The 23,208-nt window shown below is 73.9% G+C and carries 6 protein-coding genes; 5 read left to right on the forward strand and 1 reads right to left on the reverse strand.

Translation table 11 applies throughout. The features are described from left to right. The first annotated feature begins 77 nt into the window (after positions 1–77). From ACFWPI_RS02205 to ACFWPI_RS02220, 4 genes are all read left to right on the forward strand, one after another. The gene (locus ACFWPI_RS02205) at positions 78–14,060 is read left to right on the forward strand and encodes a hypothetical protein (RefSeq protein WP_380424522.1); all 13,983 of its coding nucleotides are present in this window, start codon (positions 78–80) and stop codon (positions 14,058–14,060) included. A gap of 207 nt (positions 14,061–14,267) precedes the next feature. Continuing rightward, on the forward strand, positions 14,268–15,662 hold the full coding sequence (locus ACFWPI_RS02210) for a hypothetical protein (protein WP_380369975.1): 1,395 nt from the start codon (positions 14,268–14,270) through the stop codon (positions 15,660–15,662). 64 nt (positions 15,663–15,726) lie between these two features. Next, positions 15,727–19,164, forward strand: a complete 3,438-nt coding sequence (locus tag ACFWPI_RS02215; protein WP_380369972.1) for a right-handed parallel beta-helix repeat-containing protein — start codon at positions 15,727–15,729, stop codon at positions 19,162–19,164. Then, positions 19,161–20,471 (forward strand): S8 family serine peptidase, encoded by a 1,311-nt coding sequence (locus ACFWPI_RS02220; protein ID WP_380369969.1) that lies wholly within the window; start codon positions 19,161–19,163, stop codon positions 20,469–20,471. Before ACFWPI_RS02215 ends, ACFWPI_RS02220 begins: the two co-directional genes overlap by 4 nt. Before the next feature lie 229 nt (positions 20,472–20,700). Here the strand turns inward: ACFWPI_RS02220 and ACFWPI_RS02225 are convergent, their stop codons facing one another. Further along, complete coding sequence (locus ACFWPI_RS02225) at positions 20,701–22,038, reverse strand: AAA family ATPase (RefSeq protein ID WP_380369966.1); 1,338 nt, start codon at positions 22,036–22,038, stop codon at positions 20,701–20,703. A gap of 616 nt (positions 22,039–22,654) precedes the next feature. On the opposite strand from ACFWPI_RS02225, the gene ACFWPI_RS02230 reads away from it, so the two are divergent. After that, the gene (locus ACFWPI_RS02230; RefSeq protein ID WP_380369963.1) at positions 22,655–23,005 is read left to right on the forward strand and encodes a hypothetical protein; all 351 of its coding nucleotides are present in this window, start codon (positions 22,655–22,657) and stop codon (positions 23,003–23,005) included. The last annotated feature ends 203 nt before the right edge of the window (positions 23,006–23,208 follow it).

Below are 23,208 nucleotides of genomic sequence, written 5' to 3' on the forward strand. Positions count from 1 at the left end.
GGGTGGTTGAGGGTTCGGGCGGTGGTACTGGGACGGTGCCTCCGGTCCGGAAGACGGGCGTTCACGGGCTTGGTGATGTGAAGGATCCGGGCAAGGAGAAGGCTCCGGCGGAGAAGTTCCCCGGCGAGGGGCACCTGCTGACGGACGAGACCGTGGCGGGCCCGCAGGAGGAGCACCCGCCGGCGGCGCCGCCGAAGGAGGAGGAGAAGCAGGGCTCGGACGGTGGTGAGCAGCAGCAGCCGGCTCCGAAGTCCGGGATCCACGGGTTCGGCGACCTGAAGGATTCGGGCACGACGGGGCCGGAGGGCAAGCCCCCGGCGGAGAAGTTCCCCGGCTCGGGAGAGAAGCTGGGCGGCCAGGACGCCACCCGCGATGGGCGCGCCACCGAGTCCGGCCAGCGGGACCAGCGCCGCGACGCCGCCGAGCAGCGCCGGGAGGAGCAGAAGAACGATCCGGCCTTCCAGCAGGAGGCCGCGCGGCGCGCACAGGAGGCCGCGGAGGCGGAGACGAAGCTGGCCGAGCGCCGGAAGCAGCGGGCGGCCGACGCGGCCGTCCGCGCCGAGGCCGACCGGCAGGCCCTCAAGGAGCGGGAGCGTCTGCGCGCCGAGGAGGAGGCCCGCGAGCAGCAGCGGGAGACCGAGCGGCAGCGTCTGCGGGCCGAGGAGGATCAGCGGGAAACCGAGCGGCAGGCGCGCCGGGAGGCCACCGAGGAGGCCGAATGGCAGCAGCAGTTGGCCGACCTGCGGGACAAGTCGGGTGGCGGCGGCGGTGTGCACGGCGATGTCTCCCTGGCCGAGGCGCGGAGGCTGCTCGCCGAACACCGTTCCAACGGGGTGGCCGACCCCTGGCACCGGCTGGCGTCCGAACTGGGCGTCAACGTCGAGTCGTTGCGGCGTCATGACCTGATGCCCGAGTTCCCGGGAGGATCGGGGGAGCGCGGACCCGGGGCCAAGGCGGAGCACATCGAGCCGGCGTCCGACCGGAACCGACTCGGCGGCGACGACACCGCTCTCGCCCCCAAGACCGCCAAGTCCGCGAAGAAGGCCGCTCAGCCGGCATCCGTCGTGACCCGAGGTATCGACGGCGCCGGTGGCACCGTCGACCGGGAGGCGCTGGACCACGCCGCCAGGGAACTCGCCAACGAACCGGGCGAGTCGACGACCGTACCGCCCGGCGAGGTGTCCTCGGCGTCCGCGCCGTCCTCGCGGGAGAAGCTGGCCGCGGGGGCGTTGCTCAAGCTGCACGACGACCTCTTCCACCCGGACGCGCCCCCCGGTGGGGTCACCCGCGAGTTCGAAAGGGTCCGGGCGTTGCGGCGCCTGGAGCGTCTCGCCCGTGACGAGTACCGGATGCGGGTGCCCTTCCTGACCGGCGGCTGGCTGGGCGGCATGGCCCACGAACTGCACGCGCTGCCCGACCGGCAGCGCCCGGTGCCGGAGCACCTGCGGAGGCTGGTGGACACGGCCGTGCTGGTCGACCCGGCGCTGACCGGGGCCGCCCTCCGGGCCGCCCTGCGGGAGCGGCTGGCGGCGGACACGCCGCCGGTGGACGCACCGCACGAGGAGCCCGTCGCGGCCCCCGACCAGGTCGAACCCGTGCCGCAGGGGCAGGAGCCGCGCGAGGAGGAGTACCGGACCCGTCTGGTGACCACGCCCGGTGGAGCCGTGGTCGCGCTGGAGGTGCGGGGAGAAAGCTGGTCGGAGCCGCCGCCGGAGCTGCTGGAGACCGCGCGCAACGTCTACTACTGGAACGATCCCAAGAAGGCGTCCGACGGCGGCCCCGAACCCGTCCCACAGCCTGGGACCGAGCCCGGCGCCGATGCGCCGGAGACGAGCAAGCACTACAGCCTGACCGACGTCACCGGGCCCGAACCGCTCCTGGTGCTGATGCCCAAGAAACTCGACGACCTCGACCCCGAGAAGCTCGCCGAGGGCGTGGCGTCCGACCTGCCGCTCGACCGCATCACCCCGGAAACCCCGCTGGTGCTCGTCGGCCCTGCGAGCCTGGGGGCGGACCTGGCGTTCCCCCGTGCTCTGGCCAAGGCGACGGGGCGGACCGTGTGGACCAACTCCGTGGCGACCTCGATGTCCGGCGGTGTCATCAGGGTGAAGGGCAGACTGCGCACCGCACTGGGGGACAAGCCGGGCGCGAAGGTGGAGCGGGGGTTCTGGATCAAGGAGGTTCCGCCGGACCCGGCCCTCGTGGAGGAGCAGGGTTCCCACACCGTCCAGGTCAGGAAGGTCCACAAGGACAACGGCCGCTTGGTCGACTCGAACTCGACCTACCCGATCGACGCGACGGACCTCGACAGCCAGCCCATCCTGTTCCCGCTCGGCGGGCAGTCGGGAGGCCGGCTCTTCCGGGACGACTCGCTCACCCGGAACTGGGAGAAGGTGCGGGACGGGTTCGACCCGACCAACCCGCACTTCGAGTACCTGCCGTCCGACTTCTACGACCAGGACGACATTGAGGCCGCCGGGGCCTCGGACAACCCCGACCTCAGCACGATCGGCCTCGTCCCCTGGAACGTCGCGGCCCCGATCTACGCGGCCATGACGCACGCCACGCACCTCGCGACGCTCCTGCCCACGCTGTCGAAGCAGACGGACGGGACCAGGAAGGTCCACCTCTCGGGCGACGCGTTCGGCCAGGTCATCCGCAGGCGGCCCAGTTTCCGGCGCATGCCCGCCGACGCCCAGATCGTGCTGTTCGCCTGCCAGGCGGGTGCCCGCGGGGACAACGGCCAGGTGGTGGCGCAGCAGTTCGCCAACGCCACCGGCAGGGTCGTCTGGGCGGCCACGACCTCGGTCAACGTGGCCGCCGGTCAGCGCTACGCCCCGCTCGGCCTCCTCAGTGACGAGCACGGCACCCGAGGCCGTTGGGTCAAGTTCGTGCCGGGTACGGAACCGGACACCGAGCAGGGTTCGCACCCGCCGGCGAAGCCGGTGGACCCGAAAAAGAAGAAGAAGGACGACACGGCGAAGTCGAAGGACAGGCGCCTCGGGGCACTCGGCGAGACCGGGCAGGGCGGCGTCCCGCCGGCGGCCCCGCCGACGCCCGCCACGCGGGAGTGGCCGGTGACGGGGCAGAGGTCGGTGGGCGACGGGTCGCACTTCGACGTCCTGCGGGTCCCGGGCGACGGCAACTGCCTGTTCACGTCGATCCTGGCCAGCGCGCCCCGGCAACTGGACTCCTGGGGCCACGGGCACCTGGACGTCAGGGGCGCACGCGCGGCCGTCTCGCAGTGGTTCCGGGGGCAGGAAGGCACCAGGCAGCGGACGGACCTCGACGCCCTGGGGATGAGTCCCCTTCGGTTCCTGCTCTCCGATGACGGTTTCAACCGTGAGCAGTTGGCGGCGATCGCCGGCGCGGAGAACCTGGGACTGAGTAGAGGAGACGTGCTGGAGCACCTCCTCGCGGTGTTGGGCGAGGACGGGCCGCAGCGGACGGCGACCTGGGACCGCGTGCTCGACCGGATGCCGGCACTCAGGGAGCTGGTGTGGGTGCAGGCGGGGGACAGGGATCCCCGGCACCTGACGCTGTCCGACCTGACCGATCTGCCGCTCAGCCGATTCGTGGACATGGCGGTGCGCAACCGGGTGCTGTGGAGCACCCCGTTCTACGACGAGATCGCGGTGGTAGCCGCCCACGCCTTCGGCATCCAGCTGAGGGTGTACGACCAGGCCTCCGTGCCCCGTCTGTTGAACGAGGGGTCGGAGCGGATCGTCCACATCCTCCGCTCGAACGAGGAGGACATTCGCGTCACCCACTACAGCGCGATGCAGCCGACGACCCCTCGGCCCACCACGCCGCGTCCGGCCGACGTGCCTGTGGTCACCGAGTCGCAGACCAAGCCGACTCCGCCGCCGCTGAAGGAGCCTGAGCGGACGCCTACGCCTACGCCTGCACCTACGCCGAAGCAGGATCACGAGGGGCAGAAGGAGCCGCAGCAGGAGGAACTGCCGCAGCAGCAGGAGCCTCCCAAGGAGCAGGAGCTGCCCAAGGAGCAGGAGCAGCCGAAGGAACAGCAGCTGCCGCAGCAGCAGGAACTGCCCAAGCAGGAGGACCTGCCGCAGCAGCAGGAGCCGCCCAAGCAGGAGGACCTGCCCAAGGCACCGGAGCCGCCCAAGGCGCCGCCCCTGCCCGCCCCGCCGGGCCGGATGACGGAGCAGGGCCGGATCAGCGCGGGCGACCGGGTGGTGCTGGTCGACGGGGAGGACGACCAGGTCGTGGCGGCCGTACTCGGACAGCTGCCCGCAAGTGTCTCGGCGAGCCGGCGGGAGGAGATCCGGCAGCGGCTCGCCGAGCAGCTCGACGTCGGGATGCTGGAGCCCAACCTGTCGCGGATGACCCGGGGCGACGATCTGCTGGTGCCCCTGGACCTCGGTGGCGGCTCCGGGACGCTGCGGATCAGCGCCACGCTGGAGACTCCCGTCACGAAGCATCGGACGGAGAAGTTCGAGTTCGAGGACGGCGGCGACTCGTCCGCCGGAGCGGGCACCCTGCGTGAGAGCCGGTCCCGGTGGGGCGGGGGTCTGGTGGTGAGCGGCAAGCCGGCGTCGAACACCGGGTTGTCCGGGCCGGTGAGCGCGATGATGGACCGGAGCAAGGCGGTGACGGTCACCGCGACCGGCCGGATGACCCACCGCAGGAAGACCGCCGAGCCGGTGCTGTGGGTGGACGCGACGGTCCGGCTGGACCTCGACTTCTCCGGGGTCCCGGGCGTGCGGACGCTCCTGCCGCCGTTCTCCCGGACCCTGGTGGTGAACACCGGGCGGACCGGCGCGGAGCAGCGTCCGGAGCCGGTGCGGGTCCCGTTGCCGGTGCGGATCGTCACGCCGGCCGCCGAGGCTGCTTCCGTCGGGTCTGCGCCCGACGAGATCCGCCACGCCCCGCCGCCCCGGGTGCTGCGGACGGCGGCGCTGGGCGGGATGGACGTGGTCAAGAACGTCGACACGCTGCACGGGCGCGGGAACGCCGCCGCGGGTGACACGGCGCTGTTCGGAGCGGCCGGCGAGCCCTCCGGGCTGGAGGCCTTCGGGCGGCAGAGGTTCGGCGACGCCTGGAGTTCGGTGCGGGCCGAGATCCTCGCCCAGCTGGACCTGCCCAGCCTGCAGACCCAGCTGAGGTCGATGACGGCCGGCGAGCCGTTGGAGATCCCGCTGTCCGACGGCCGGGGCAGCATCCTGGTGTCGGCGAAGGTGCTGGACCTGACGTACCTGCGCAACACCGATGCGGGCGAGTTCAACACCGGCACCGACGTCACCAGCGCCGTCACCGAGTCCGACGCCAAGGCCCGGGCGTTGGCACTGGCCATCTCGGCCAAGCAGTCGAGCGGCGGAAAGGACTTCCTCGGGGGCGCCGGTACGGGGGGCGTGAACGGGCAGCGCGGCAGCGACCGGAACATCATCGGTCAGAGCTCCCAGCGGACCGGAACCGCCCTCAAGGCCAAGATCAAGGGCACGCTCTTCGACGGCACCGCCGAACTCGCCCTGACGCACTGGGACCCGGAGGGAGTCGTCTCCCCGGAGCGGGCGACGACACGGCTGGCCTTCCGGGTGCTCTTCGACACCGCGGAATGCCAAGCAGGCGGCACGGAAAGCACGTTCCGTCCCGACGCCGAACCCGGACCGCTCCAGGGGCCGGAGCTGGACCCCGGCTCCCCCGCGCGGGAGCCCAAGCCCGAGCTGTGGGGTTCCGACCCGGCGAAGGGCAAGACCGGACTGCCGCCGGGCACGGTCGTGCTCGATGTCGTCCCGCACGTTCCCGGGAGCACCACCGAGCCCGTCGGGCCGCTCAGGGAGGTCCTGGAGACGCTGGGGCGCCGCACCTTCGGTGCTCAGGGCTGGAACGAGCTCGGCCCGTTGGTGCGCGGGGCCTTCCGCAGCGAGCGGCTCGGGGCCCTGCTGACGGGGATGACCCACGGCATCGACCTCCAGTCGCCGCTGCTGGTCAGGACCGGCGAGCGGGACGCCCTGGTGCTGGCCGGAGCCAAGGTCCAGAAGCTGGAGTACGTTCGGGAGTTCGAGAAGGACGCCGAGCTGAACGTCGTGAACGAGTGGGCGGATGCCGGCGGCGTCCGGGAGAACTCCTTCCACGCGGCGGGCGGCCAGTTCCAGGGCGGGCCCGAGTTCAGGGCCCCCAACACCGTCATGGCGGCCTCCGGCGGAGCCGGCCGTACCACCCGGTGGCGCAGCGGCGACCGGGCGGCGGACTCCGTCAGCGGTACCGCCAACGCGAAGTTCGCCGAGAAGATGGTCGTCTACCTGGCCACCGTCGAGCTCGACCTCAAGGTCGTCGAGAACGGCGGGGACGGCTCGACCGCGCCCGAACGGGCCCTGGTCCGGACGCTGTTGGCCGTCCCGCAGTCCCTGACCGCACCGCACCGCACGCCGGAGGGCGAGGGTCTTCGCCCGGCCCGCCTGGTGTTCGACCGCCAGGAGGTCCAGCACGCCGACGAGGCCGCGCAGGTGGAGGAGGCCCCGGTCGTCGAGGAGACGCCGGGCGTCGAGAACATCCCGCTCCTCCCGAAGGCCCCCAAGCCGATCCTCGCGCCGGACCGGACGCCCAGCGTGCAGCCGCCGTCCCGGGTGTCCCGGACCGGCGAACTCGGACCGTCCGACCCCGTGCTGGGACTGCAGGACGCGCGGGCCGTCCTCGACGCCGTGGGCGCCAAGCTGAAGCCGCTGTTCGGCCGTCACTGGGCCTGGGTCGAGGCCGCCCTCGCCCCCCGCCTCGACGAGACGGCGCTGCGCCCCCGGCTGTCGGCCCTCACCACCGGAGGCAGCCTGAGCGTCTCGGTGTCGCATCAAGGGTTCACCGTCGAGGTCCGGGTCGCCCGGGCCAAGGTGACCATGCGGGATTACCAGGAACTGATCGAGAAGTGCGAGTTCGAGCGCGGCGGTGAGACGGTGTCGTCCACCGGGGCGCTTCGCGACGTGCGCAGCGGAGTCAGCGTGGCGGCGGCGATCGAGGGGAAGTTCCCGTACGTCGCGGTGACGCTCGGCCAGTCGTCCGCCGTGCAGGAGACGGTGGGCGCGACGCGGGACGCCGTGACCGGCCGGTCCGAGAAGGAGAAGACGGTCGAGCGCGCGGCCCGGTTCACCGGTGACGTGGCCTTCGACATCGAGATCGTGGCGAAGTCGACGCTGCCGAAGGCGCTGCTCGACCGGTCGGACCGGCGGAATCTCGCCCACGCCTCGGGCGGGACGAGCGCCGTCACCGCGGCGGACTTCGTGTTCCCGGTCCGTGAACTGCCCATCGACCCGAAGACCGGCGTCGCCCCGGCCCCCGGCACCTTCCGTTCGGTGCCGGAGCGGATCGTCTCCTCCGGCGTGCTGAGCGGCTCCGACGTGGTGCTGCGGGTCTGGGCCCCGGAACCCAAGGGCGGCGCGGCCGGCCAGGAGGACGGGACGCCGAAGCCCCCCGTCGGCGCCCAGCCGACGGGCGCCGGCCAGGTCGTCCGTACCTCGTTGCTGGACCAGCTCGACGGCCGCGGACGGGAGGTGTACGGCGCGAGCTGGGGGCGGGTCCGGCGGAGGTTGGCGCCTGCCCTGCTGCCGGGAGCGCTGCAGTCCCGGCTGCGGGCGCTGATGGCCGGCCAGGAGCTCTTCGTGAAGGTGCCCGGCGGCACGGTGGTGCTCCGCTGGGCCGGGGTCCGGGAGATGCGGCACACCGCCGACACGGTCGAGACCGAGTTCGCGACCGGCGGCAGCAGCGGCGTCGCCCACGGCGGCCCCGACGGGACGGCCGGCCAGAACCGGGGCACCGACGAGACCTTCACCGCGCGGGTGGTGGGCACCACCGACCCGCTCGGGGCGGTGCCCGTCGCCGTCGTGGCCGGCGGCACTCTGAGCCACGTCCGGGGCCAGGAACGGACCGCGGAGCACGACGGCGTCGGCCGGACCGGTGTGGCGACCAAGACCAAGGTCGCCGGCAGCGTCTTCGAGGGCGCCGCGATGATCCAGGTCGAGATGCGCCGCAAGGGGTCGGCGCGGCCCGTCCGCGGCACGCTCCCCGAGGAGGCGCGGACCGAGCGCCTTCGCCAGGAGGCGCTCCGTCGCGAGACCGAGAAGCTGCCTGAGGGTGCGCCCCTGCCCAAGCCGTTCGGAGACGAACTCGATCGGCAGGGCCGGCGGATCCAGGAGTCGGCCCGCTCCTGGCGGGACCAGGAGGCGGCGAAGGAGGCCGCGAAGGAGGCCGGAAAGGAGCCCCTGAAGGAGGAGGCTCCCAAGGACGGCAACGCGGAGAACGCCGCCCCGGCCACCCCGCACGGCGCCGGCGGCCCGAGCACGCCCGCCGCGCCGACGACGCGGGGGCGGGGTCGCCGGCAGGCCACCGTCGCCGTCGAGGTGGGTTTCGAGGTCCTGCTGGAGACCTCCGACACGCAGCCGGTCACCACCCGGGAGGAGGCCTCCTACCAGGCCCCGCGCCCCGGTCGGGAGACGGCCAAGCCGAAGCGTGGAACCAACGAGATCACCCACCCCGTGCCGCCCAGGGAGGTCTGGGAGGGCCTCCGCTCCGAGGACCTGGTCGTCGACCTGCCCGACGTCGGCTCGCTGCGCAACCTGCTCACCACCCTGGGCCGGAACGAGTTCCGGCTGAACGAGAACTCGGCCGCCATGCGCAAGCTCAGGCGGATGTTCGACCGGGGCCCCCTGATCGACGCCCTCCCGGACCTGACGGCGGGAGGGGAGCGGGTCAAGACCCTCCGGCTGGGCGTCCTCGACACGGTCAGCGTCACGGTCAAGGCCGAACTGGTCGGCCTCGGCCAGGGGCGTGAGGAGAAGAAGTCGGAGATCGCCCAGTCCGCCGAACTGGCGACCCGCTTCACCGAGCGGGCGCTGTCCTCCCGGATGACCCAGCTGATGGGCCAGCTCGGCGTCGAGTTCTCCAAGGTCAAGGGCAAGATCATGGCCGGGATCACCTTCGGCGGCGGCGCGGGCCGCCGCACCGGCGGTGAACGCACCCTCGCCGAAAGGGCCGTGGCCAACTCCAAGTTCCCCGAGCCGCTGGTGCGCTTCCAGGGACACGTGAAGTTCACGATCTCCTTCGGGCACCGCTCCGGCCCCTGGTCGTGGCGGCCGCGGACGGTGACCGGTGACGTCCCGGTCGTGGTGGGCATCCCGAAGAAGTCGATCACGCGGGAGTACACCGGGCCGGACGACACCTACTTCACCAAGGAGAACTGGCGCACGGGCCGACGGCCGTCCGACCCGTACAGCCTCCGGCCGGACACGGAGGAGGAGCCGAAGCCTGCGGAGCCCAAGCCCGAGGAGCCGAAGCCCGAGGAGCCGAAGCCCGAGGAGCCGAAGCCTGCGGAGCCGAAGCCTGCCGCCCCGGCGTCGAACGACATCGCGGGGCAGGTCGCCGAACTGCTCGGTGGCGCCTCCGGACAGCTGAAGCCGCCCGCCCCGAAGCCCACCGGGCAGGACAAGGAAGAGCCCAAGGAACAGGACGCGGAAGAGCCCAAGGAACAGCCCAAGGAGCCCGAGCCGGAGATCCACCAGGAGAACCGGGCCGAGGAGCAGTCCGAGCAGAACGACAAGGCCGAGGAGCAGTCCGAGCTGGAGAACCGGGCCGAGGAGCAGCCCAAGCAGCCCGAGGCCCCGGAACCGCCGAAGGACACCGACACCGAGCCGCAGCACCAGCAGGAACAACCCGCCCCGCAGCCGCCCCAGTTCCTGCTGGCGCAGGCCAACCGGGGTGTGCCCGGAAACCGGACGGGCTTGCGGATGGCCTCGGGAGCCTTCGTCGGCGCCGAGGGCCGGCACAACAACGCCCCCTCGGACGTCCTGCAGTTGACCCGTCGGCTGGAGGAACTGGGCGCCCTGGAGCCGGTGGACGCCGAGGCCGTACGGCAGCAGGCCGAGCCGCTGCTCCGAAAGATCGAGGAGCGCCGGGTCAGGCTGCGCAACGCGCCGCCGTTGAAGAGCCCGGTACCCGAGGCGGCCGTCGAGCCGCTGGTGCGGGCGGTGACCGGGCACCTGGGCTCGGCGCTGTCGCCCGAGCAGGCCCGCACGCTCGGCCTGGAACTCACCGACAGCATCGGCCCCGGCGCGGTGAACCGTCCGGACGACGTGCTGGCGGCGGGTCGCCGACTGCACGAGCTCGGGCTGCTCGACGACGCCGCGCTCGCCGCCCTCGCCGGAGCCCACGCCTCCGGAGCCGCCGCGGGCCCGCCGCCGCAGGCCTTCCTCGACGGCCTGCTCGCGCTGCGCGCCGACCACCTCGGCGGCCGGTTCGACCTGCCCGTTCCGGACGGCGGCCGCCAAGTCGCGGACGCCATGCGCGACCTGGCCCGGCGTGGGGTCGTCCTGGAATGGCGCGCCTCGGGTGCGCTCGACCTGGAGAAGACGGACTTCGCCACCTGGGCACTGGACGGCCCGGCGGACCAGCCGCCGCCGCTCGCGGCCGGCAGCACGCTCAACTGCTGGGAGTCCGTCCTGCTCACCGCGCACTCTCAGGGACTGGTCTCCTGGGAGTGGATCCACGACACGTACGCGAGCGGTCTGGACGGACCGCAGTGGACGAAGAACCTGATCTCCCGCCTGCTCCCGCACACCAGGACCAGCTACGACTCGACCGCCCACGACACCCCGCTGCCCCGCGAGGGCGACATCGTGGTCTACGGTCAGGGCAACCACGTGGCCGTCGCCACCGGCCGGACGGACGAGAACGGCGTACCGGTGCTGCTGAGCTTCGGCGTCAGCCCCACGGACGACGAGGCCGAGGTCAACCGGGTCATCGAGATCGGCGCGACGGACCTCTACACCGGCGGCGCCGATTTCGGCCCCGGCCCTTGGAGCGTGCAACCCGTACCAGTACCCGATACCGCTCCGCCGCGCGTGGAGCAGGTGCCTGCGGCTGAGCACGTGGAGCCGGTTGTGCCCACGCTGCCTCCGCCGCCTCCGCCGCGTGTGGAGCACGAGCAGGAGCAGGTGCCTGCTCCGGTGCCGGTGCCGGTGCCGGTGCCTGCGCCTGCGCCTGAGTCTGAGCACGTGGAGCCGGTCGCGCCCACGCTGCCCACGCCGCCTCCGCCGCCTCCGCCCGCCGGGCCGCCGAGGGCGTCCGACATCCTGGAGCTGAGTCCGCACGACCGCCTCCTGACCCTGGACTCCCTCTCGCCCGAGACCCGTCGCTCCCTCGCGGCGGACACCGACTTCGTCGGGCCTCTGCGGGACGGGCTGTCCTCGGCGGAGTTCGCGACGGTGGCCGCCCGCTTGCTGGTGGATGTCGACCACCGGGTTCACCGGCCGGTATCGGCGCGGCAGAAGGCGCACGCCGAGCTGGAGCTGGTCCTCCAGAATCCGGAGGTCGCCGCCGGCCTGCTGCTGCGGGAGGTACGCGTGGTGGTCGTGCCGCGCGACGTCGCGATGACCGAGGTCGAGGGCTTCCACCACCTGGCCGGCACCACCGTCGGCGAGGGCGGCCGCCGTTGGGAGACCGTCCGTGGCGCGGCCGAGCGCGAGCGCATCGCGGTGACCGAGGAGAACCTGCTCGGCGAGGAGACCAGCATCGGTGAGGACACCGACACCGACACCGACACCGGCGAGGTGTCGGGCCTTGCGGACGGTTACTCCTCCACCACCCACGAACTCGCCCACGCCCTGCACGAGTTCAGCCTGACCGACGAGGAGCGCGAACTCGTACGGGACGTGTTCCTGGGCAGCCACATGGCCGACACCCTGAGCCAACTGTTCGACACCAGGTCGACCGCGGCCTGGCCCGACGGCTCGGTGTACGACGAGAAGGGCAACCTGGTCGGCAACTACTCGTCCTCGGACGAGCGGGAGTTCTTCGCCCAGCTGGCCAACGTGTACCTCGGGACCAACCGCGGCAACGACCCGGACACCCGTCTGCCCCGCAACAACGGTGCCGGGTGGGTGCGCGAGCACCAGCCCGAACTGCTGCCGATCCTGGAGCGGCTCTTCGGAGAGGAGCCGGACACCGCCCAGGCAGGCCCGGTCAACCCGGTCCACGCGACCCGCGCGGACAACGGGATGCTGGAGGGTTTCCGCGAGTTCCTGCACGCCGTCGACGGCGAGGGGGACGTCGAGGACCTTGAGCCGCCCGCACCGCCGCAGCCGCCGTCCGCGGCCGACCTGATCCAGCAGATCCTCAACCCCGCCGGAGCCGGCAGCAGTTCGGCTGCTGCGGCCCCGCCGAAGTCGCGGGGGCCGAACAACGGAGCGGGGGGCGGGAACGGCTCCGGCGGCGGAACCCAGGCCGGGCGTGGTCGTGGGGCCAACACCGATGCTGCTGCGGTGCCGCCCGGGGCTGGTCGTGGGCGTGGTCGTGGGACCAATACCGATGCGGTGCCGCCCGGGGCTGGTCGTGGGCGTGGTCGTGGGACCAACACCGATGCTGTGCCGCCCGGGGCTGGTCGTGGGCGTGCTCGTGCGGCTAGCGCCGATGCTGCTGCGGTGCCCGGGGCCGGTCGTGGGCGTGGAACCGTGGCGACGGGAGGGAACAGGGGGCCCCGCTCGACCTCGCAGTCGGGCAGCCAGATCGCGCGCGTGGTCGAAAGGGACGGGCAGCTCTACATCGTCAAGGGAACGCCCGGCGAAGCCGGCTCCGAGCAGCCTCTCGACCTGCGCGCGCCCAGCCTTGACGCACCCCTGGGACAGGAGACCGACTCGCTGCGCGGAGCCTTCGGCCGCTCCCTGGACCGGATGGCGCGAGTCATGATGGACGTCGACCGGTACGGCAGTGGCGAGAATTTCAAGGTCATCGGCACGCCGCACCTCGCCCTGACCGTCATTGACGGCGCGGTCCATGTCGCGGGTAACTCCGGAATGGACGCGCGCAAGAGGGCGGATGCGACCAACCGTCTGAGGAGCCTCGACACGCCGGAGGGCCAGGACGGCAGGAACCACGACCTGGGGAAGCTCCGCGAGATTCGGGACGGGAAGTACCGGGACAAGGACTTCCTGGGCTTCGACGACCACGGTGGAGGATTCGATGCGGTCCGCGAGGCGCTGAAGAACCCGAACAAGATCGTGTGGCACCCCAACGAGAGGAACAAGGGCACGGGATGCCTCCACGGTGAGATGGACCTCCTGAACGAGGTCGAGACGCGGATGCGGGCGAAGTTCGAGGCCGCGAAGGCGGCGAAGGCGGCGGAAGAGGCGAAGGCGGCGGAAGAGGCCAAGAAGAAGGAGACGGAGGAGGCCGAGAAGGCGAAGGCGGCGAGCGAGGGGACGCAGGAAGCCGAGGCGAAGGACGACGCGACGGAGGAGGGGCAGAAGAAGGACGGCGAGGCGAAGGACGGCGAGGACTCCGACGCCGAGAAGACGGACGACGAGAAGACGGACGGCGAGGACTCTGACAGCGAGGACTCGGACGGCGACGCGCCCAGCCGCGGGAGTGGGCCGACGGCCGAGGAGAAGGGCAAGGGAAGGGCCGACCAGCTGGGGCTCACGCCGTGGCCGATCGGTGGCAGGAAGCGCGACTGCATGGCGTGCCACTGGGGCCATGCCATCTTCAACAAGCACATCGCGAAGGACCTCGGCTTCGTCGTGGTGACGGGTGGTACCCACGGAAAGATCTTCGGCGGCTGGGCGGCACCGAACTGCATCACGCAGCACAAGGAGGCGATGGCCGACCTGACGGCGAAGATCACCGGGACCGATGTGCCCATCAAGGGCGGCACGGCGAAGCTCGACTTCGTCGACGGTGTGATCGTCGCCCCCCAGGGCTTCTCGCCCGGAATGGGCAGTCATGACGAGCCGTACATCTCCGACTCCGACCCCGCCGCCGACACCGATACGGGTTCCGAATTCGAGGACGCCGACGAGTCGTCGAGCTCGGCCCCGAAGGACACCAAGGGGACGGCCTCCGGGCAGTCCACCACCACTCCGCCAACCACCACCACTCCGCAAACCTCCACCGCCCCGCAGCCGAGCACTGCCCCGCAAACGACCACGCCCCCGCAGCCCACCGGCGGATCCGGGTCGACCCCGGCCGGCGGGAGCAACCAGGGGTCCGGGCACGGCCGGGGCCGGGGAGGCCCCCGAAAAGGCCGTGGCCAGAGCAAGGACCGGAAGCCGAACGGCTGACGAGTTCGTCCGCAGCTGAACCTCCGGGCACCTCGCGTCCGTCAAGACGGGTGGACGTGCCGTTCGGCCGCCTCGACCGGGGCCGACCGGCGGCCGTCCCTGCCGAGCATCGTCATCGAGGGCCAGGGGGCCAGGGTGGGCAAGGACCGGAGCGGCCGGGGGAGTCGGACGGAAGGGGCGGAGGGCGGCGGGATCCAGCTACCCGCTGTGGCATGGGTCGTGCCCGAGGAGTTGGAGGCCCGCCCGGCATCGTCCGCGAGCACTGCGTCCGCGAGCGCCGCGTCCGCGAAGGCGGAGCCCGCCAAGGCCGAGCCCGCGAAGGCGGAGCCTGCCGAGGTCGAGCCCGCGGCGGTGCCCGCCGCCGGCGCCGTGCCCGCCGTCGAGGCCGCGAAGCCTGCCACGGGCGCTGCTGCCGCGGCCGCCGAGGCGCCCGCCGGTGTGACCGCCGTCCCCGGCCCGTCCCCGGCCGAGGAGGAGGGCGTCGGGCCGCGCCGGATCTCGCGGCCGATGGTGGCCGCGGCCGTGATCGCGGGCCTGGTACTGGTCGGGGTGCCGCTGGGCATCGCGAAGTTCGGCGGGGACGACCCCGGTCCGTCCGGTGCGGACGGTCCGCCGCCGGCCGGGTACACGCAGCAGGACGGCGGTAACGGGTTCGTCCCGGGTGCCGACGCTCCGGGGAACCCGGTGGGCGAGCAGCCCGTGCAGGTCGCTCAGCCGGTCGAGGGCCCGCCGCCCGGTGACGCCGGCGCGGCGGCGGCCGGTGGGGCGGCCGCCGCGGCCGGCGGTGCCGTGCCGGACCAGGGCGGCGGCCAGGCCGTACCGTTCGCGGGTCGGGTCCCGGCGGGCGGCGGTGCGCCGTCGACCAGCGGGAAGCCGGACGCGGGCAAGAACGCGGGCGGCGGTGCACCGGCCAACCAGGGCGGTGGCGGCGGTGGCGGTGGTGGCGGTGGCACCGCGGCGGGAGGCGGAGGCGGAGCCCCGCAGACCCAGCCCCAGACGCAGAACCAGCCCCAGCCGCCGCCCGCCGCCGCCCAGCAGCCGGCGCCGTCCGCGCCCGCCCAGCCCCCGGCCAAGCCCGCGCAGCCGGCCCCGCCGCCGGCGCCGAGCTTCGCCGCGGTGGCGGGCCCGGGGTGCAGCGGCGGGGGCGCGCAGGCGCGCGGCTGGTACGACAAGGGCCAGGAGGGCTGGCGGAACAACTCCGGCGGCTACTCGGGGGACGGCTGCAACGGCGGCTACTACTCGATGCCGATGTCGGGTGACGCCAACAAGGACCACGACAACTCGGTGGTCTGGACGTTCTCCACGGGGTCGGTCACCACCGGCACCTGCAAGCTGGCGGTGTACGTGCCGAACAGCGGGGACGTCAAGGCGGTCGGCGGAACGTCGTCCCTCTACACGGTGCAGAGCGGTTCGGGGTCGGGCTCGTTCAACGTCAACCAGGTCGGCAACCGGGGCCAGTGGGTCACGGTCGGCCCCTTCCAGCTCAACGGCGGCAAGCTCGCCGTGACGCTGCACGACCGCGGCCAGGACTGGCAGGGCAGCGACAAGCAGACCTTCGCCCACCACGCCGCGTCCGCGATCCGGGCCAACTGCACCGGGTGACCCCGCTGCACCGACGTACGGCAGCACCGGCACGACAGCCAAGAACGACGGAGGAGAACGCACCATGACCCGCCATGTGCTGACGGTCAGTGCGGAGCAGCGCGACGGCGGTGGCTACCGCACGATCGGCGCCGCGCTGGAGGCGGCCCGCAGCGGCACGGTGATCAGCGTCCGCCCGGGCCGCTACGAGGAGAACCTGGTGATCACCAAGATGGTGACCATCACCGCCGAGGAGGCCCGGGGCAGCGTCCGGATCTCGCCGCGGCGGGGCGCGGTGGTGCAGGTGGTGGCCGAGGCCGTCCAGCTGACCGGGCTGGTGCTCCAGGGCCAGGACGAGGAGCTGCCCACCGTCGACGTCCCGCGCGGCCAGGCCGCCCTGGAGGACTGCGAGGTGGCGGGCAACTCCTGGACGGCCGTGCTCACCCGTCAGCAGGGCGCCCTGGCGATGCGCGGCTGCCGGGTCGTCAACCCGGCCGGGGCCGGCATCGTGGAGACCTCCACCGGCTCCAGCGTGATCGAGGACTGCGTGGTCGAGCACCTCGGCAGCTCCGCCGTGGTGATCGGCGAGCGGGCCAACCCCGTGATCCGGGGCTGCGTGCTGCGCGACGCCCGGGGCAACGGGGTGTGCGCCAACGGCGAGGGCCGCGGCTCGATCGAGGACTGCGAGATCTCCGCCACCGACAAGCCCGGCATCGCGCTGGAGGAGAACAGCACGACCAGGGTGCTGCGCACCACCGTCCGGGACGCCTCGATCGGCATCTACCTGAGTTCGACCGCCCAGGTGCTGCTGGAGGACTGCACGGTCAGCGCCACCCGGGGCCACGGCCTGGTCCTCACCGGCGGCACCGACCCGGTGGTGCGGCGCTGCCGCACGATGCGCACGAAGGGCCACGGCATCCACGTCACCGGCCGCTCCCGGGGCACCTTCGAGGAGTGCGAGGTGGCCGGCGCGGAGGCGGCCGGGATCGTGGTGGACGAGTCCTCCAGCCCGTCGCTGACCCGGACGGCGGTCGGCGACAGCGGCGAGGCGGGGGTGGAACTGGTCGGCGAGAGCGCCGCCGAGTTCGACCGGCTGGAGGTGCGCGGCGCGGGAGGCGCCGGGGTGAGCGTGCGGGACGGTGCCAACCCGCTGCTGCGCCGACTGGACATCGCCGACGTGCGCGGCCACGGCGTCGAGGTGCTGCGGGAGGGCCGCGGGCGGCTGGAGTCCTGCGTGCTGGGTGCGACCGGCCGGGCCGCGCTGCTGGTGGCCGACGGCGGCAACACCCAGGTCGGTGGCACCACGGTCCGCGGTACCGCCGCGACCGGCGCGCCGGGGACGGCCAAGACCGCAGGGACCCCGGGGATCGAGGTCGGTCCGGGCGGCGTCGCCTCGCTCCGCGACTGCGACGTGGCCGAGTGCACCGGCGACGGGATCGTGGTCGAGGACGGCGGCGAGCTGACCATGGCCCGTTCCCGGGTGCACGGCAACCGCCGGCACGGCGTGCTGCTGGCCGCCGGCAGCCGGGCCGCCCTGACCGGCTGCGAGCTGGTGGGCAACACCCGGGACGGGCTGCGCGCCGAGTCCGAGGAACCGATCCGGATCACCGGCTGCACCGTCACCGGCAACCGCGGCTCGGGCCTGTGCCAGACCAGGCCCAGCGAGCGGCTCTCGGTGGAGAACCTGACCAGCCGGGACAACGGGCGGGCCGACAGCCACGGCACCGCGACCGCCGGCGCCGACGACCACCCGGCCGCCGCCCGCCCGGTCGGCGTGCCCGAGGCCGACGGCGCCGAGGCCGAGGCCGAGCGCCCGGCCGACGACCTGCCGCCGCCCGAGCCCGAGGGTCCGCAGGCGGCCCTCCAGGCGCTGGTCGGCCTGGAGGGGGTCAAGGAGCAGGTCGCCACCCTGGTCAACCTCAACAAGCTGGCCCGGCGCCGCGAACAGGCCGGGATGCCGGCCCTGCCGATGGGCCGGCACCTGATCTTCGCGGGCCCGCCCGGCACCGGCAAGACCACCGTCGCCCGCCTCTACGGGGCGATCCTCGCCGAACTCGGCGTGCTGCGCAGCGGCCACCTCACCGAGGTCGCCCGGGCCGACCTGGTGGCGTCCATCGTCGGTGGTACGGCGATCAAGACCACCGAGGTGTTCCAGTCGGCGCTCGGCGGCGTGCTGTTCATCGACGAGGCGTACACGCTGTCCGCCGGATCCGGCGGCGGCACCGGGCCGGACTTCGGCCGCGAGGCCATCGACACCCTGGTCAAGCTGATGGAGGACCACCGCGACGACGTGGTGGTGATCGTCGCCGGGTACTCGGACGAGATGCGCTCCTTCCTCGGCTCCAACCCCGGCCTCGCCTCCCGGTTCAGCCGCACCGTGGACTTCCGCAACTACTCGGCGGAGGAACTGGTCACCATCGTCGAGCGGGCCGCGGTCGGGCACGGCTACGAACTCGCCGACGCCACCCGGGAGGTGCTCGGCACACACTTCACGCGGATGCCCAAGGGCGCCGACTTCGGCAACGGCCGCGCCGCCCGCAAGGTGTTCGAGGAGATGGTGGACCGTCAGGCCTCCCGGCTGGCCGAGCTGGCCGACATCACCGACGCCGACCTCGCCCGACTGCTGCCCGAGGACCTCGGCGAGGAGCACTCCGACGCGGCCCGCGCGGCCGCGGCCGGCGGACCGGGCGCCGAAGGCGGCAGCGACCTGCTCGACCAGCTGCGCGCCATGGTCGGCCTCACCGCCGCCAAGGAGCAGGTCGAGAACCTGGTCAACCTGATCACCCAGGCCCGCCGCCGGGAGGAGGCCGGCCTGCCCACCGCCCGGATCAGCCACCACCTGGTCTTCGCCGGCCCGCCCGGCACCGGCAAGACCACCATCGCCCGGCTCTACGGGGCGCTGCTCGCCGAACTCGGCGTGCTGCCGCGCGGCCAGCTGGTCGAGACCGCCCGGGCCGACCTGGTCGGCCGCTACATCGGGCACACCGCCCAGCTCACCCGGGACGCCTTCGAACGCGCCCGGGGCGGCGTGCTGTTCATCGACGAGGCCTACACCCTCACCCCGCGCGGCGGCGCCGCGAGCGGCGACTTCGGCCAGGAGGCGGTGGACACCCTGATGAAGCTGATGGAGGACCACCGCGACGAGGTCGTGGTGATCGTGGCCGGCTACCAGGAGGAGATGCAGGGCTTCCTGAGCTCCAACCCCGGTCTGGCCTCCCGGTTCCCCCAGCAGATCGCCTTCGACCACTACAGCGCGGACGAACTCGTCACCATCGTGCGCCGCCAGGCGGAGGAGGCCGGCTACGTCTGCGCACCGGAGACCCTGGCCCTCCTCGGCGAGCTGTGCGCGGCCGTCCCCCGGGACCGCAACTTCGGCAACGGCCGCTTCGCCCGGCAGACGCTGGAGGCGATGGTCACCCGCCAGGCGGGGCGGCTCGCCCGGCTCGACGTCGGCGACCTGTCCGAGCTCAGCCTGCTGCTGCCCCAGGACATCCCCGGGCTGCCGCAGGGGAGCGCGGTGTGACCGGCGCACCGGGCCGCCCGGCCCGGGCCGCCGCGGCCGCGCTCTGCTGCGGCGCCCTGCTGGTCCCGGCCGCCCCCGCCTGGGCCGCCCCGAGGCCCGCCGCGACCTCCGCCCCGACGCCGGCCGCCACCTCGGGCACGGCCGCCACCTCAGGCGCGGCCGATCCGGCCGCGCTGCCCGTCATCGGCCAGAACCGGGGTGCCGGACGGCCGGACGGCTGCGTCAAACCCTCCGACAAGGGCACCGACCGGACCCCGTGGGCGCAGACCTACCTGCGGCCCGAGGCCGCCTGGCAGCTCAGCCGCGGCGCCGGCGTGACCGTCGCCGTGGTCGGCTCCGGGGTCGACCCGGCGTCCGGGGTCCTGGAGGGCCGCCTCACGCCGGGGCCGCGTGAGTACGGCCCCGGCGACTCCACCCGCGACTGCGTCGGCCACGGCACCTTCCTCGCCGGGCTGATCGCCGCCCGGCGCCAGGACGGGATCGGCTTCGCCGGTCTCGCCCCCGAGGCGCGGATCCTCGGCGTGGCCGTCACCGACGACGTGGGGAACACCACCCCGGCCCTGCTGGCCAAGGGCATCCGGGACGCGGCCGACGGCGGCGCCCGGATCATCGCCGTCGGCCTGGCGCTGTCGACGGGCGAGGCCGAACTCGGCGACGCCGTCCGCTACGCCGGCGGCAAGGGCGCCCTGGTGATCGCTCCGGCCGCCCCCGACGGCGGCGGCGGCTCCCAGTCCTCCCCGAACTCGCCCCCCGTCGCGGCCTTCCCGGCCGCCCTCCCGGGCGTCCTGGCGGTCTCCGACCTGGCGCCCAACGGCGCCCCGCCCAGCGGTGCGGCGGACGCGGTCCGGGTCGACCTGGTCGCCCCGGGCGACGCCGTGCTGAGCGTCGGCCCCGGCGGCAAGGGCTACTTCACCGCCGCCGGGCCCAGCTTCGCCACCGCCCTGGCGGCCGGCACCGCCGCCCTCGCCCTCGCCTACCGGCCCGACCTCACCCCGGCCCGGCTCGCCGACCGGCTCCGGGCCACCGCCTACCACCCCGGCACCGCCCTGCCCGACCCGCACCTCGGGTACGGGACCGTCGACCCCCTGGCCGCCCTCAGCGCCCCCCTCCAGGACGGGCCCCCGGCCACCCCCGGGCCCGCCCTGGCGGTGTCCCTGGTCCAGTCCCCGCCCCCCGACCCCGCCGCCCGGCAGGCCACCCTGATCGCCGGCGGGATCATCGCCGGCGTCACCCTGGTCGTCGGCACCGCCGTGGTCTGCGCGACGGGCCGCCGCCGGGCCTGGCGCCCTGGCCGCTGGTCGGTCTGACGGGCCGACGGGAGCCCTCCGCGCCCTGGGCCGGCAGGGCGGTGCGGGGCCGCCCGTGCCACCGACACGGGCGGGGCGTTCAGGCCCTGTCCGGCCGGTGGTGGACGCTGCCCGCCACCGGGCGGCGGTGCCGCCCGTGCCGTGCAGGCGCCGGGCTGCTCGATCCGGGCTTGGGCGTGTCTGACAATTCGCGGCGGATCAGCGCGCGGCGGGAATTGTCAGACACGCCCTAGTGGAGGGCGGCGGCGGCGTGGGGGCCGGCGGCGGGCGGGGCGAAGTGCATGCCCTCGGCGACCAGGGCGGTGAGGTCGAGGTAGGCGCGGCGGGTCTTGGGGCGCAGCTTGGCCGGGTCGAACTCCCCGCCCAGAGCCAGGTGTTCGTCGAAGGGGAGGACCACGACGCCGCGGCAGCGGTTCTCGAAGTGGGCGACGAGTTCCTCCACCCGGATCGTCCGGCCGCTGCTGCGGACGCTGGAGATCAGGGTCACGCTGCGCTGCGCCAGCGAGCCGTAGCCGTTGGTGTACAGCCACTCCAGGGTGGCGTCGGCGCTGCTCGCGCCGTCGATGCTGGTGGTGGCGGTGATGACCAGCTGGTCGGCGAGGTCGAGGACGGCGCGCATGGAGCTGTGCAGCAGGCCGGTGCCGCAGTCGGCGAGGATGATCGGGTACTGCCGGGCGAGCAGGTCGACGAGCCGCCGGTAGTGCTCGCCGCTGAAGCTGTTGGCGATCGCCGGGTCCGAGTCGTTGGCCAGGACCTCCAGCCCGCTGGGGGTGAGCGAGGTGAAGCGGCGGACGTCCATGTAGCCGGTGATGGTGGCCTCGGCGGCGAGCATGTCGTGGACGGTGGCCCCGGTCTCCCGGTGGACCCGCTTGCTGAGGGTGCCGGTGTCCGGGTTGGCGTCGACGGCGACCACCTTGTCGGCGCGGATCTCGGCGAGGACGGAGCCGAGCGCCAGGGTCGTCGAGGTCTTGCCGACACCGCCCTTGAGGCCGATCACCGCGATCCGGAAGGAGCGGTGGAGCGGGGTGCGGATGGCCGCCGTCAGCCGTTCCCGTTCCCGCTCTCCCCGGCCGAGGCCCAGGCCGGCGGGCAGGCCCAGGGTGCGGCGGCCCCGCCGTGCGGCGGGGGCCTGCGGCGGCGCGGAGTGCGGGGCTTGTGGGGCCAGTGGGGCAGGCATGGCCGGTATGGCCGGAAGCGCGGCCTGGGGGAGCTGCGGCAGCAGGGCGAACGGCTCCGGGGGCAGCGCGACCGGGGCCGGCCGCGCCTGCGGGGGCACCAGGACCGTCCCGAGCACATCCAGTGGCTGCTGCCAGTCCGGCCCGGCGAGGTGTCCGGCGGGCGGCGCGGCACTCGGCCCGGCAGCGGGGACGGCGCTCGGCGCGGCGCTCGGCCCGGAACTGGGGATGGCGGGCGGCGCGGCACTGGGGACGGCGCTCGGGATGGTCGCCGTTGCGACGGCCAGGGCGCCGGCCGCCGGGAGGACGGGGCCGTAGTCGGGGGCGAGGTCCCAGTCCGGGCCCTGCGTCAGACGGTGCACCCGCCCGGTGTGCGTGTGGTCGGCCGCCATGTGTTCGCCTCCTGCTCGCCGTGTCGGCCCTGTCTGGTGCACCGGATTCCGGCGCCCCCCGCGCCGGCCGGGTACGGGGCCGTCCGATCGGTTCAACGGCCCGGGCCGGGAGCACCGTTCAACGGGAGCGCGGGACGCTGCGGCCCGCTCGCGTCCCACCCCCCTCGGGAAGGGGCTCCCGGCCGTGCGCGGCCCAGCACGGCCCGGTGGAGCCGGGCGACGTCTACGGACGACGGGCCGGTTCCGGTTCACCCGGCGCCGTCGCCGGGGCAGGGTGAACCGCCCCCGGCGGACGGCCCGTTGAGCGGGTCGGGGCGCGCACTGTGCCTCCCCCGCGCTTGGAGGACCTGATGGGCACCACCCCCCACCGCATCGGCCGCCCGGCCTGCACCCCCGAGCACCGGCCGGTCGGCTAGGTCCTCTCGTTCGGACCTCGTCGTCGGCCGAACCGGTGTGCGGGCGGCAGCTGAGCGGCAGCTGCCCGGCCGTACCGGAAAACCCTCTGCTGGACCGGCTGTCAGTAGATACCGTCTTCGGATGGCACTCGATGCGGAACGAGTGCCATGCAGGAGCAGCCGGCGTGACTCCCGTGGGACGGGATGGGGGAGGGACAACGATGGATCCGGACGGGCCGGACGTGCGCGAGGTCGTCGCGGCGCTGGTACGGCAGGAGGAGCCGAGCAGGCCCGGGCCACCCGCGCTGGTGGTGCCCGAGGGCACGGCGGAGGAGGTGACCGCCGCCGCCCGGCGGCTCGCCCTGCGGGCGCTGCCGACCGAGCGGTGGAGGCCGGAGCCCGCACCGGGGCTGCGGGAGCTGGCGGCGGCGCTGGTGGTCGACGAGCACCCCTCGGCACCGGCCTGGTCGGCGGTGGAGCGGGAGCAGCTGGCGACCTGGGTCGCGGTGCTGATCGAGCACCGGGGGGAGGACGGGGTCGAGGAGCTGGTGCGCGTGCTCAACGAGGCCTGAGGGGCGGCCTGGTGGCCACGGGATGGGCGCGGAGTGGCCGCGAGATGGCCGGGAGGTGGCCGTGCGGAGTCCTGGCCTGCGGCCCGGCCGTGCGGGGCCGGGGCGTTGGCGGATCGTTGGTGCGGCCTTGGCGGCTGCGGGCAGTCTGCTGCTTGTAGCCGCCGGGGAAGTCCGGTCGGTGTGTCGCCCTGCCCTTGCCCGAT

The sequence above is a fragment of the Kitasatospora sp. NPDC058492 genome, from assembly GCF_042720685.1.
In the GTDB taxonomy this organism is placed as follows: domain Bacteria; phylum Actinomycetota; class Actinomycetes; order Streptomycetales; family Streptomycetaceae; genus Kitasatospora.